This window comes from Flexistipes sp. (assembly GCF_036172515.1).
GTDB lineage: Bacteria > Chrysiogenota > Deferribacteres > Deferribacterales > Flexistipitaceae > Flexistipes.
The window spans coordinates 205425-219305 of sequence record NZ_JAXKVW010000002.1 but is presented as its reverse complement, the minus strand read 5'-3'; the positions used below and the strand labels follow the sequence as shown (position 1 = coordinate 219305).

13 protein-coding genes are annotated in these 13881 nt (G+C 39.5%); 11 read left to right on the top strand and 2 right to left on the bottom strand.

Annotated features, from left to right (window positions below; all coding sequences use genetic code 11):
- The 4 genes from UMU13_RS02700 (at position 1) to UMU13_RS02685 (ending at position 3818) form a co-directional block, all read left to right on the top strand.
- Entirely contained in the window at positions 1-1536 is a 1536-nt protein-coding gene (locus UMU13_RS02700) for an Rne/Rng family ribonuclease (RefSeq protein WP_328217029.1), read from the top strand.
- Positions 1536-2129: an RlmE family RNA methyltransferase gene (locus UMU13_RS02695; RefSeq protein WP_328217028.1), complete on the top strand. Its 594-nt coding sequence runs from the start codon at positions 1536-1538 to the stop codon at positions 2127-2129. Before UMU13_RS02700 ends, UMU13_RS02695 begins: the two co-directional genes overlap by 1 nt.
- Positions 2119-2874 carry a nickel pincer cofactor biosynthesis protein LarB gene (gene larB / locus UMU13_RS02690; RefSeq protein WP_328217027.1) on the top strand — a complete coding sequence of 252 codons (756 nt, stop codon included), beginning with the start codon at positions 2119-2121 and terminating at the stop codon, positions 2872-2874. The genes UMU13_RS02695 and larB overlap by 11 nt, the downstream gene beginning before the upstream one ends.
- 317 nt (positions 2875-3191) lie before the next feature.
- A complete protein-coding gene (locus tag UMU13_RS02685; protein ID WP_328217026.1) occupies positions 3192-3818 on the top strand; it encodes a 3'-5' exonuclease in 627 nt (208 codons plus the stop codon).
- A gap of 110 nt (positions 3819-3928) precedes the next feature.
- Here the strand turns inward: UMU13_RS02685 and UMU13_RS02680 are convergent, their stop codons facing one another.
- Together UMU13_RS02680 and UMU13_RS02675 are read right to left on the bottom strand one after the other, a co-directional pair.
- Positions 3929-4444 (bottom strand): hypothetical protein, encoded by a 516-nt coding sequence (locus tag UMU13_RS02680; RefSeq protein WP_328217025.1) that lies wholly within the window; start codon positions 4442-4444, stop codon positions 3929-3931.
- A 111-nt stretch (positions 4445-4555) separates the two neighbouring features.
- Positions 4556-6157: a multiheme c-type cytochrome gene (locus UMU13_RS02675; protein WP_328217024.1), complete on the bottom strand. Its 1602-nt coding sequence runs from the start codon at positions 6155-6157 to the stop codon at positions 4556-4558.
- Between the two features lie 191 nt (positions 6158-6348).
- Here UMU13_RS02675 and UMU13_RS02670 point away from each other — a divergent pair, with 191 nt between their 5' ends.
- From UMU13_RS02670 to UMU13_RS02640, 7 genes are all read left to right on the top strand, one after another.
- Entirely contained in the window at positions 6349-6744 is a 396-nt protein-coding gene (locus UMU13_RS02670; RefSeq protein ID WP_328217023.1) for a cytochrome c3 family protein, read from the top strand.
- Between the two features lie 28 nt (positions 6745-6772).
- Positions 6773-9166 (top strand): molybdopterin oxidoreductase family protein, encoded by a 2394-nt coding sequence (locus tag UMU13_RS02665; protein WP_328217022.1) that lies wholly within the window; start codon positions 6773-6775, stop codon positions 9164-9166.
- 56 nt (positions 9167-9222) lie between these two features.
- Entirely contained in the window at positions 9223-9534 is a 312-nt protein-coding gene (locus tag UMU13_RS02660; RefSeq protein ID WP_328217021.1) for a chaperone NapD, read from the top strand.
- The gene (locus UMU13_RS02655) at positions 9531-10286 is read left to right on the top strand and encodes a 4Fe-4S dicluster domain-containing protein (RefSeq protein ID WP_328217020.1); all 756 of its coding nucleotides are present in this window, start codon (positions 9531-9533) and stop codon (positions 10284-10286) included. Before UMU13_RS02660 ends, UMU13_RS02655 begins: the two co-directional genes overlap by 4 nt.
- Positions 10287-10370: 84 nt before the next feature.
- Complete coding sequence (locus tag UMU13_RS02650; protein ID WP_328217019.1) at positions 10371-11180, top strand: 4Fe-4S binding protein; 810 nt, start codon at positions 10371-10373, stop codon at positions 11178-11180.
- A gap of 349 nt (positions 11181-11529) precedes the next feature.
- Entirely contained in the window at positions 11530-12225 is a 696-nt protein-coding gene (locus UMU13_RS02645; protein WP_328217018.1) for a response regulator transcription factor, read from the top strand.
- 98 nt (positions 12226-12323) lie between these two features.
- Positions 12324-13760 (top strand): c-type heme family protein, encoded by a 1437-nt coding sequence (locus UMU13_RS02640; protein WP_328217017.1) that lies wholly within the window; start codon positions 12324-12326, stop codon positions 13758-13760.
- The last annotated feature ends 121 nt before the right edge of the window (positions 13761-13881 follow it).

Below are 13881 nucleotides of genomic sequence, written 5' to 3'. Positions count from 1 at the left end.
TTGGCAAAAGACATAATAATAAATTCGACAGTAAACGAGGCACGCATCGCTGTCCTGGATAACGGCAGCGTATCTGAAATCTACATAGAAAGAACTAAAAACAAAGGCGTTGCAGGCAACATATACAGAGGGAAAGTTGTAAAAGTTCTGCCCGGTATGCAGTCTGCTTTTGTGGATATCGGACTGAACAAAGCGGCTTTTCTGCATGTGGCAGATGTGTATATAAGCGACATGGATCATTTTTCACTAATGGAAGACAGGGTTGCCAATGAGATAGATGATGAAGTGGATGTGGATGAAAACGGAGGCATAAAGGAAAAAGTTTTTGTTCCTATAGAAGAGCTTCTCCAGGAAGAACAGGAAATAGTTGTTCAGGTGGCAAAAGAACCCATCGGACAAAAAGGTGCCCGTATAACCACCCACCTGACAATACCGGGAAGATACCTTGTACTGATGCCCACTTACGATCATATCGGGGTATCCAGAAGGATTGAAAGCGAGGAGGAAAGGGAGCGGCTGAAAAATATACTGCTCTCAATCAAGCCTGATAATATCGGTCTGATTGCAAGAACGGTAAGTGAAGGCTCCGAGGAACAGGAGTTAAGACAGGATATGGATTATCTTATGCGTATCTGGTCGAAAACACAGAATCATTCACAACAGGGAAAAGTTCCATCTCTGATATATGAAGACCTGGATCTTGTTTACAGGATATTAAGGGATATGACCACGGATGATGTAAAATCCATTATTATTGACAATAAATCCACTTTTATGAATATGAAATCCTTTATACGCGAATACCTGCCCGATTTAAAAGTGGATTTGCAGCTTTATGAAAATGATATGCCGATTTTCGATTATTATAATATTGAAATTGAAATAAGCAGACTGCTTGACAGAAGGGTATGGTTAAAATCGGGCGGTTATATCGTTATTGACCAGGCTGAAGCGCTTACAGTGATAGACGTAAACACGGGTCGTTATGTGGGCAAGAGAAATTTTGACGAAACAGTCCTGAAAACAAACCTGGAGGCAGCCAAAGAGATAGCTTTGCAGCTGCGTTTGAGAAATCTCGGAGGCATCATCATAGTTGATTTTATCGATATGGAAAAAGAAGAACATAAGCAGAAAGTTCTTCAGACGCTGGAAAATGAACTGAAAAGCGACAGAGCAAAAGCCTCGGTGGTAAATATTTCCCCGCTCGGGCTTTTTGAAATAACCAGGAAACGTGTTCAGGACAGCCTGACAAAAACATTGAGTGAAGCCTGCCCCTATTGTGAGGGTAGAGGTTTGGTTAAATCAAAAGTAACAACATGTTACGATATCCTTAGAGAAGTCAGGAGAATTGCCCCCTATTTTAGCAAGAAGAGAATTTTTGTGGAAGCCCATTCAGAAGTGGTTGACAATATACTAAACTATGAAAAGGAAAGCATCGACGAAATAGAGCTTACGTACAGCATAGATATAGAAATCAAACCGAACGATAAATATCATCTGGAACATTTCGATGTCATTCCACTGGAAAAGATGTAATGTACAAAAGAAAGGACAGGTTTTATAAAAAGGCAAAACAGGAAGGCTACAAATCCAGAGCTGCTTATAAACTGAAAGAAATCAACGACAAACACAACATTATATCAAAAAATGATTATGTCCTGGATGCCGGTGCTGCCCCGGGCGGATGGTCTCAAATTTTACTTGAAACCGTCGACAAGGGCGGAATGGTTGTCGGGGTTGATCTACTTGATGTGGAAGGGATCAGCTGTAATAATTTTACATTCATTAAAGGAAATCTTTTTGAGGATGATACTCTTGAGAAAATTCTTAGCATAAGCAGCTCTTATGATGTTGTGGCATCAGATGCGGCTCCCAATACCTCCGGACAGAAATTTGCCGATCATGCAAAAAGTATCGAACTTGTCAAAAATATATATGCTTTCAGCAGAAAAGTTTTAAAAAATAACGGTAATTTTGTTGCTAAACTTTTCGACGGGGAAGATACCAAAGATTTTGTGGATAATCTGAAAAAGTCATTCAAAAAGGTTTCTATCTACAGACCTCAATCCACAAGAAAAAACTCTTTCGAAATTTATCTTATATGCAAAGGATACACAGATGGAAAATAAAATTGCAGAACTTTTTACCAAAATTGAAGCCGGTGAATTATCTGCAGATGAGGCGTTGAATCTTATAAAAAAGAATGAAATGATCGGGGACGATTATTTCATCGATAGACACCGGAAGCAAAGGCTTGGTTTTGATGAAATAATTTTCGGAATGTCCAAAACGGTGGATCAGATAGCTAAGATAACGGATAAATACAAACAGGAAAAACTTGATTTTATCTGTACCGGTCTGGATGATAGAAAAATGGACATTTTAAAAAAACGGTATCCCGAATTCGAATTTATTCCCAAAGCAGGCATCATGAAAAATATTTCATCCGTTCCGACTAAAATAAAAGGCAAAGCGGCTATAATAACGGCAGGAACTTCCGATGCAAAAGTGGCGCACGAAACGGGAGAGATATTGAACTGTCTCGGTGTAAACTGTGAAAAATTTATAGATATAGGTGTAGCGGGGATCCACAGAATATTTCACTTCAAAAAGGAAATTGCCGAATCAAATGTATTGATAGTGATCGCCGGGATGGAAGGAGCACTTCCCACAGTGATCGGCGGCATGTTTGCCCAGCCTGTGGTGGCTGTACCTGCTTCAGTGGGTTACGGTGTGTCAGCAGGCGGATACAGTGCCTTGTTGTCGATGCTTTCAAGCTGCGCAGGCGGAATAACTGTGGTAAATATAGACAACGGTTTTGGAGCTGCAATGGCTGCATTCCGCATATTAAAATCAGGTCAGGTTGAAAAATAAAAAACTTTTTGGACAACTTCCTAAAATTTTTGCATTTATATGGGCAACGCCTGATGGGGTAGTCTGTTGGAATAGTTGAGGTATTATGGGTAGTAGAGGTAGTAAATATTTAATATGCAACAAAGCACATAATTTTATAAAATTTCAACCTATCCAACTTTCTCAACCCTTACCTCTGCCTAATTCACTTTTTCACCGATAAATGGTAGTATGACAAAAATTATTTCCTTAACCAAAAATGCAAATATGAAGCAGACAGTGATATTATAAAACAACCGGGGATTTTTTATCAAAATACTCAAATATAAAAGGATATTATGAAGCATTTGGACAATAAGGCGGTTGAAATTTTGGATACACCGCTCAACAAACTCAGCTACGTTGTTTTTGATCTGGAAACCACCGGCACTAACCCTGAGGAGGGGGATAAAATTGTTGAAATCGGAGCCGTAAAAATAGCACCCGGTTTCAGAATCCAGCATCCCAAATTTCACACGCTGGTAAATCCTGAAATAGCAATACCAGAATCCTCCACGAAAATTCACGGGATTACAAATGAGAAAGTCAGCGATGCTCCGGACATATGCATAGCACTTTATAATTTTATTGATTTCGCAAAAGACAGCATAATTGTTGCGCACAACGCCCGGAAAGATTTCGCTTTTTTAAAAAATGAAATGAAAGACTACAGTATCACAAACCCTTTCCGGTTCGTCCTGGACACACTGAAACTTTCCCGCATTATGAATCCAACTGCAGCCAGACACAATCTGGATGATATCACAGAAATGTATAACATAAAAATCAAAGGGCCTTATCAGAGGCACAGGGCGCTTTACGACGCTGAAGCTACTTCCGTTTTTTTTCGTATATTAATGAAACGTATTTTCAGAGAAACCTGTTTTACATTTGTAGATCTTGAAAACCTACTTAATAACAGATAAACAAACCGCCTTTACCTTTAACTCTGCCTCTGCCTCTGCCTCTGCCTCTGCCTAACTCTTAACGTTCAGGACTCAGTATTCAAAACCATTTCCCGAATTATTAAATTTTTTTAGAAATACTCTATCGTGTGTTCCGCCCTCAAACCCGCAATAAGTTCACCGAACATCTTTTTTCTTTTTTCGTTACTTAATTTTATTTCAGCTTCCCTCTTTGAGTCGATATTGTTTTGTTTCATATAACGCTGCATCTCTTTTTTTGTAAGGTTAAGTTTGTCATTTATTTCCTGCTTTAAAAATGCGGTAATATACATGGTATTTTCCGTTCTCTTATTTTCCTTTTCACCGTGCATATGCCCCTTCAGCAGTTCGTTTTCAGGTTTTATCGTTTTCTTTGCCTTTTCCAGTATAATCTGTCTGTTGATGTAAAAATCCGCAAGTTTTTTCAAACCGGTATCGGAATTAAGCATTTTTTCATATTCTTTACCCAAAAAATTATCGACATACTTTTCTAACGTTGTTTTTGTTATAATCTCATCATCAAGACGGGCAATTTTCTGCTCCGCACTGACTGTTGATAAAACTCCCGCCATAATAATCACAAGTAAAACACCAAAAACTTTTTTCATAAATCTCCTCCTAATCTTTTATATTCAGCCGGAAAATCACCCAAAAAGGTTTAGGTGAAAATCGAGATGAATATCTTAAAGCGGGGGCGGCTTTCCGCCCCCTGATAAATGTTATTTCTCTTTTTCTGCAAACGGTGCCGGTGAAGGAAGGTCAAGACCTATCACATTTTGCAGAGGTCCGTCCGGAGCTGCAAGCTCCATTGCTTTTCTCTTTTGGTACGCCTGGAAAATATCATGACCGGCATAATCTTTGCCGAGGTATTTATCTTTGTTTTCATACCTTGTAAGCCATCTTTCCCAGGTTTCTTTAGTAATAAGCCCCTGCTCATAAGCGGCTTTAACATTTGCTTTTGCTTTTTCCCAATAATTGGGTATTACCTGATAAAGCATAGGCACATCAAACTGCTCCGGTGTCACAAGTGAATACAAACCACCGGGGACATCGTAAATCTTATAGGTGAAAAATTTTGTGGGAGAGTTGCTTTCGTATATCTTTTTGGCTTCTTCAACTCCTCTTTCAGCTCCCCAGGCTATCATTTCCTGAAGATTATGCTGAAGTTCCCAGATACCGTGCCACTGGACATAATCAGGCGCCTGCATAGCCGCACCCATTCTGAATCTTCTGCCTTCATGATGCCATGAATTGTAAAGAAGTTCACTGGCTTTGGTGTACCAGCTGGCATTAATAACTGTACCGGAATATGTTTTTGTATGCCCGTCAACAGTTGTTTCTTTAAGGGGCTTGATCAGACCTTCTTTTACATACAGTTTTGCCCATTTAACAAACTGGCGTCTGATTTCGTTGTACTGAAGGTTTACAAGATCATACATCATGAAATAGTCTCCAACAAAATCAGGAGCATGGCAGTTCCTGCAAACTCTCTTCATTCTCTCATTCTTTTCCTGCCAGGTTCCCAGCTCCTCTTCAAACCAAATAGTTCTGTAACTCCATGGAGCCTGTGATTCCCATGCCAATCTGGCACTGACATTGTGTGTACCTTTTACTCCCGGAACATCATCCATGTGACATGTTGTGCATACAGGTGAGGGAAGAGGAATTCCATCCACTTCTGATGAATCATAGTCAAGATTTACCTGTGCTTCATTTGCCCTGAAAATATTTCCGTGCTTGGATTCATAGTAAATTTCCCTCTGGGGATGATCAGGTCCAAGGTGGCATTCACCGCAGGTATTTGGATGTCTTGCCTGTTTAACATCAAAAGTGTGCTTGGAGTGACATACATCACACTCACCTACACTTCCATCCGGCCACATTGCTGAAATATTGTGGCATGATTCGCATCCCTGTTTGGTTCCTACAATAGGTTCGAAAACAGACCTGTCTGCAGATGCATACAGCCAGAAAGGATAAGCGTGTTTACTTTTGGTGTTTTCTTCAACTTCCTGTGGGTGGCACATTGAACAGTCTTTTGGAGTCGGATGCTTGGCAACATACTGCCCGTAGTGATCCATTGCATCAAAATCGCTCTGTTCAGCCATATGGCATGAAAGACAGCCTATGCCGTTTTTTGCGTGAGCACTGTGAGACCACTGCTCATTAACTTTGGGAGCAATAACCTGGTCTTCGTGGCAGCTTATACACTTGGCCGTTTCAGCATCCACCTGCACACCTTTAATGGTAATAGCGGATACTGTACCGGCAAACAGCATTGTTAATGCCGCCACAATAAACAAGAATAAAAACTTCCTCATACATACACCTCCGAAAAGTTTTGATATTAAAATATAACTCAGTTGCTTGTTAATGTTCGGTAAAATAAGTTATTGGAATGTAAAAAATGTTAAGATATTTATTTACAAAATTTGCCCGTTTTTTTTTCTTTTTACCTCACTTTAACAAAATTGCCTATAAAATTTGAGTAATACAAACCTTGGAGGTGAACATGTATTCCAAAAATTTTTATTTTTCTGTTCTATTAATATTTTGCACAGCTTTGCTTATATCCGCCTGTGCAATGAACAGTCAAAGTGTTTCAGGAAAAAGCTCTGATGTTAAAATGAAAAAAGCGGCTGAACACCCTGTTGATATGGGGAGTAAAGACTGCAGTGAGTGCCACAGCGAAATGACTCCCGATTTATACAAAGAATGGGAGAAGAGTCTGCACGGCCTTGCAATGGTAAAATGCCAGGTTTGCCACGGAAGCCAGGATAATTTTGTTGTAGCAACACCCAATGAAACCTGCAGAGGGTGCCATGCAGAAGAATACTCACATAACCCTAAACCTGAAAAAAGCTGCAGTTCATGTCACCTGGAACACAGTTTCACATTTCACAAATAACATTTAAATTTTATTAGGAGGTAGAAATATGAATGTAAGCAGACGGAATTTTATAAAGTTAAGTGCTGCAGCGGCTACTGCTGCTTCAGTAGGAATAAATTTTCCACAAAAAGCCAATGCTCAGGAGAGTGTGGACAGATGGGTGAAAGGTGCATGCAGATTCTGCGGTACAGGATGCGGCGTTTACGTTGGTGTAAAAAACGGCAAGGCGGTAGCAATAAAAGGCAATCCGGATGCAAAAACGAACTTCGGATTTTTATGCGTTAAAGGGTTCCTTGCCTATAAAGTAATGTATCACCCTGACAGATTGAAATATCCTATGATCAGACAGAAAGACGGAAACTTTGAAAGGGTAAGCTGGGATAAAGCCCTGGATCATGTTGCAGATAAGTTTAAATATTTACAGAACAAATACGGTAAAGATGCAGTGGCATATTACGGCTCCGGCCAATGCATGACAGAAGAGAGCTATACGTTTAACAAGCTCTGGAAAGGAGGATTCAGAAGTAACATGGTTGAAGGGAATCCAAGACTTTGCATGGCCAGTGCAGTAGGCGGATATGTTACGACATTCGGCTCTGATGAGCCTGTGGGAAGTTATGCCGACATAGAAAAATCTAACTGCATCTTTCTTGTGGGATCCAACACCAGCGAATGCCACCCAATCATATTCCGGCGTGTCATGAGGCATAAGTTAAACAACCCTGATGTAAAAGTTATCGTTTGTGAGCCGAGGAAAACAAACACGGCTAAAATTGCCGATTTATGGCTGCCGGTGGATCCGGGCACAGATTTAGCAGTATTTCACAGCATGGCAAGGGAAATTATAAAAAACAACTGGCACAATGAAGATTTTGTAAAAAACAATGCCAGAATTACCGACGGAAAAAACACTTATGACTTTAAGAAATACGCTGACTTTGTCGAGCAGTTCACTCCTGAAAAAGTGGAAAAACTGACCCGCTGTCCGGCAGAAAACATAAGAAAGGCTGCTGAATGGTTCGCAAACAGCGGTGCAACTTATACAATGTGGACAATGGGGCTGAATCAGAGGATCAGAGGTGTGTGGGCAAATAATCTTATACATAATCTGCATCTGATAACAGGTAACATAGCAAAACCGGGAGCTGATTCATTTTCTTTAACAGGTCAGCCGAATGCCTGCGGCGGTGTCAGGGAAACAGGCTCCTTGTGTCATTTGTTGCCGGGCACAAAGCCTGTAGCCAGTGACATGTGGCGCAGCTACGTGGAAAAAGCATGGAAAATACCCGAGGGTACAATAGATCCGAAGCCTGGTTTTCACACAATTAAGATGTTTGACAATTTAGGCGGAGAGAACAACCCGGATAAACCGATCAAAGGGATGCTTACATCCACCACAAATCCTGCTCAATCACTGCCAAATCTGAATAACTATCTAAAAGGGATGGAAGATGCCTTTTTGGTGGTACTGGATATCTTTCCAACAAGAACTACGCAGCTTGCAGACGTAGTTTTGCCTGCAGCGTTCATTTATGAAAAGGGCGGGGTATACGGATGTTCCGAACGTAGAAGTCAATTGACAGAAAAATGCGTGAACCCTCCGGGAGAGGCAAAGCCTGATGTATGGATTGCAGCCCAGCTGGCTAAAAGGATGGGGCTGGAAAAGCTTATCCCGTGGAACGATGATGATTCAATGGTCGCAAACGAAAAAGCCTGGACCGAATATATTACTGTAACCAAAGATACAGACCATACCCTGTGGGGGGCAAAATACGACAGGCTGAAAAAGGAACCTGCCGGTCTTCAGTGGCCCTGCCCTTCCATTGATCATCCCGGCACCTATAAAAGATATGTGCGTGGAATGGACCCGATGTTCAATCACGAAGGATTCAAAAAATTGTTTAACAAGGATATCCCTTCGGATGAGAAAATTTATTTCTATATGGATAAAAAAGGTGAAGGCAAAGCTAATATTTTCCTGAGACCTTATGCAGGACCTGCTGAAAGCCCTTCTGCAGAGTATCCTTTCTATTTGACAACCGGAAGAGTGATTGAACAGTGGCATACAGGCACCATGACAATGAGAGTGCCTGAAATAGCAAGAGCACACCCCAACGGTTACCTTGAAATCCACCCGGATGATGCAAAAAAATATAATATTACCAGTGGTGATATGATAAAAGTTACTAGCAGACGAGGCACAAACATCCTTCCTGCAGTAATAGTTGAAAACTCGATGCCCGGAATTCTTTTTGTACCGTGGCATGATCAACATATTGACAGGATGATAAACTTTGTCTGCAATGATGCTGTGGATAAAGGCTCAAAAGAGCCGGAATTCAAAATAGCTGCCGTTAAGATCGAGCGTATATCCGGTCCCAAGAATGTTGCGGATAGATTTGTCATTGAAAATATAGACTCTGAGTTTCCCGGAGTATAAAAGTTTACAGGGGCGGTATAATACCGCCCTTAATTAAATCAATATCAGGAGGCAAAATGATCTTTTCGGGAAGCCTGATTACCGTAAAGGAAAACAAACTGAGTGATGTTACAGAATTTTTAAAAAACTACCCTCAGGTTGAAATTTATACCTCTGCTGAAGATAAACAAAATATTGTTGTGGCTATTGAAGCAGAAAGTGATGAAGAGCTGGAAGAACTGAGCAAAACGTTAAACAGTAATGAAAATATTATAAATATTGCACATCATTATTTTCATTTTGAAGAAGAGGTGGAAGAAATTGAAAAAGGAAACAAACGGAATATAAGCCTTAAAGGCTTTGGTAAAAAGAATAAAAAGCAATTATGAGCATCCTGGAGGATTTAAGAAATTTACTTAATAATAACCCTTTTAAAGGTTATTACAAAATCAACAGGCTGAGACCGCCCGGGGCAGTTCCAGAAAAACGGTTTATGGAGCTGTGCATCCGCTGTGCACGATGCATAGAAGTATGCCCGTACGATTCCATCAAGCGTGCTGATCTTTATGAAAGACTCCAGATCGGCACACCGTATATATTTGCTGAGGAGAAAGCATGTTATCTGTGTATGAAATGTCCGGAAGTCTGCCCCACTAAGGCTCTTGATCCCGACGTTACTGACAAAAGAGAGGTAACAATGGGCAAAGCCGTTATAGATCAGGAACTATGCTATAATTACATTTATTATAAAGAAGAAAAAACAAGGAAAGTCAGCGGCAAAGCACTCCTCTGTTCTACATGTTATAACGCCTGCCCGCTTATGGATGAAGCAATAGTAATGGAAAAATTTATTCTCCCTGTCACAACGGAAAAGTGTGTGGGCTGCGGCATATGTACGGAAAAATGCCCCACTAAACCGGAAAAAGCGATAAACATTATTCCTGAAGGGATGATAAATAAACAGGAAGCTGGATTCTTTTACCGGAAATATAACATAAAACCTGCAGAAGAGATGGACAAAAAAGCGATTAATAAACATAAAAAAACAATTGAGAGAAAAGAAAATATATCGTCCTTCGGATCGGAGCCCGATTTTGAATATGACTTTGAAATACAAAAAAATATAGAAGGCTGGGATTGAGAAGGTTGAGAAAGTTGAACTGGTTTATTGGTTTTGGGTTTTAGTAAGTATTAGTATTAAGCTTTTTTAGGAGAGGGTTATCTGTTGAAAATTTCATTTTACAGAAGGATCGTTCAGCTTGTTGTCATGATTGGAATATTTATGATTCCCCTGCTTAATATCCTTGAAATTTATTTCATAAAAGGAACCTTTTACTCTATTGATGTCGGTGATGTAGCTATGGCTGACCCGTTGGCTGTATTCCAGTCTGTAATTACGTCTGAGACAATAAATACAGTAATGTTGATTTCTGTAATCATACCGGTTTTGCTTGCCATGTTTTTCGGGCGTGTATGGTGCAGCTGGTTCTGCCCCTACCATTTTTTGGTCGAGATGCTGCAAAAATTAAGAAATTTATTAAAACTCAAATCAATAAAGCCTGAATATTCAGAAAGCTTGGTTAACAGAAGTAACCGCATACGACTGCTTTTTCTGCTTATTGGTTTGTTTATCACAGGGATAGCGGGGATCCCTTTACTCAATCTTATTTCTGCTCCAGGCATAATATCCTCACAGGCACTTGTTCTGGTAAAGTTTCACTATTTTACATTTGAAATTGTATTTATACTTTTTCTGCTGATTATGGAGTTTTTTTTCTTTTACTTTTTCTGGTGCCGGCTGCTGTGCCCCACAGGGATTTTTTTATCCCTGATCGACCGGAAAAAAGCCATGAAAGTCACAAAAATCCAGCCGGAGTGCAGCATGTGCAAATCCTGCATCAAATCCTGCCCAATGGTAATAAATCCTATGAATGAAGGAAACAATCCGTTATGTCACAACTGCGGGATATGTATAGATTCCTGTCCGGACAACAAAAAAAGAAACACGCTTAGGTTTAAATTTTGGGGTAGTTAGAAGTAGTTGGAGGTAGTTAAGGCGCCAGCCGAGCACACAAGATTTTGCATTGGTTATCTGAAGCGAAACATTCGGAATTAACGATTCTAATAACTATAGGTATTAAAGCTTTGTGTGCTTGGTAGTTAAGGTATTTGAGGTGGTTAGGGTAACATGGGTTCTAAACGTTGAACATTGAACGTAGAACCTTGACCGAGCGTTGCACCGAGCACATAAAGCTTTTCAACCATCTCAACTCCCTCAACCATTTCAACCTGTTTTCCTCTTGATCCTCGGCCCTTGACCCTTTATCAAAAACATTAAATTTAAATTCTATTGAATTATGATATGTGTATGATATTATTGTTAAATGAAATGCAGAATACTTGTAATAGACGATGACATTGAAATACTTGATTTGGTAAAAATACTCCTCAAAATGGAGGATTTTAAAGTTGTTACCAGCACTTCAGGTCTGGAAGGATTGGAGCTTTTAAAAAACAACAGTTATTCGCTGGTAATACTGGATCTCGGTTTACCGGATATCGACGGAGAGCAGCTTTGTAAACTAATCAGAAAGCAGTACAATACACCGATTCTGATTCTTTCCGCCAAAGAAAGCGCTACAAACAAGGTATTATGTTTTGAATACGGTGCTGACGATTACCTGACAAAACCTTTTGAAAACATCGAACTGGTTGCCAGAATAAAGGCAATCATGCGCAGGTGTTGTCCGGAAGGGGAAAAAGATGAAAATGAGAACGGGGAGATACATTATAAAAATCTGATAATTAACACACATGAGCGAAATGTACAGAAAAACTCCAAATATATTGATATGACACCGAAAGAATATGAACTTCTGCTATATTTTATTCGTAATAAAGGACAAACACTGAGCAGAGATAAGATAATAAAAGAGCTTTGGGGCAAGGATGTTTTGTACAAATTCTCACGCAGCCTTGATGTACATGTGCAGCATCTGAGGCAAAAGATAGAGGACAATCCAAAGAACCCCAGTTTTATTAAAACCGTTTCAGGTGTAGGATACAAAGTTGAGTCATGAAATTAACCGGTAAGATTATCACTTTTCTTTCATTTATCACTTTAATAATTCTCATTCCGGCTTCCCTGCTTATATGGAACCATCAGCGCAACACCTTGATGGAACAGGCAGAAATTCAAGCAAAAACGTTATTCAAGATGATTGTTATCACCAGGCAGTGGGTGGCTGAGAACGACAAACGTATAGACCCAGTGCCTGCAGTGGCAACTAAAGAGCTATCCCAATATGCCAACAGAATGGCCGATTTCAGATTTCATATAACAAGCGACAAGCTGGTAAATCCGGAAAATGCCCCCGATAAATTTGAAAAAAAGGCGATGCAGGCCTTTAAAGAGGGTCGGGCTGAAGAATATGCAAAAATAATTGAGAATGACAATGGAGAGAAAATTTACAGGTATATGGCTCCCCTTTATATAAACAAAGCATGTCTTAAGTGCCACTACTACCAGGGATATGAAGTGGGGGAATTCCGGGGCGGAATATCGGTATATGTCCCTTTGAAAAACATTGAAGCTGCAATGCAGTCCACCAATTTTCTTTTTTATATCTCTGGTTTTATCATTTATACGGGGATTATGTTCGCCGTTATCGTACTCCTGAATAACCTGATACTGAAACACCTGAAAAAGCTTAATGTAGCTGCACATTCCGTATTCAATAAAAATTACAATATAAAAACCGATATAAAAACAAACGATGAAATACAGGAGCTTTCGGATGCTTTTGAGCTAATGTGCAAAAGGGTGGCAAAAAGCGAAGAGAATCTCAAAAGCCGTCTTAAAGATGCTGTATCCGGATATGTAAAACTAAATGAAGAACTGCGAAAAAAGAATCAGGAGCTGAGAAGAACAACCAAGTTTAAAACAGATGTGTTGGACTCGGTAGCTCATGAAGTAAGAACTCCTATGACCAAAATACTCTCCTACACGGAGATTCTCTTAGACCCAAATATGAAAAATGATGAGGAGGTGCTTGAAAAGGCTGTTAAAGTGATAAAAAGAAATTCAAAAACACTAAACATGCTCTTTAACCAGGTGATAACAATTACCAAACTTGAGCATTTCGGTTACGAGTATCAGAATGAAGAGATATACTTTTATGACTTTATAAAAGAGAAAATGGAATTTTTTGAGGAAGAAATTAACCTTAAAAATCTAGAAGTTAGAATAAATATTCCTGAAAATTTTCACTTTTATGCAGACTCACAAGCATTATCTTATGTTGTAAATAATCTGATCAGCAACAGCATAAAATATAACAAAGAAAAAGGTCTCATTGAAATATCAGCAGAAGAAAAAGATAAGCAAATCATATTATCCTTTTATGATACAGGGATAGGCATTCCAGGCGGCGAAATTCAGAAGATAACTCAGCGTTTTTACAGAGTGGAAAATATCAAGAAAAAATATGCAGGAAGCGGCTTGGGTTTAAGTATTGTAAAACGTATTATTGATGACTTAAACGGTAAATTGGAAATCAAATCAAAAGAAGGATCTTTTACACTTGTTACAATAACACTCCAAAGTGGAAAATAAACAGGACAGCTTTAAGTGCTAAGTGCTAAGCGCTAAGTCTGCAGGAAGAAGAATTAAGTGAGACTAATCATACCCGCATATTTGCTTGCTATATCGTTTCTTTCAGTAGAGATTTCTCACT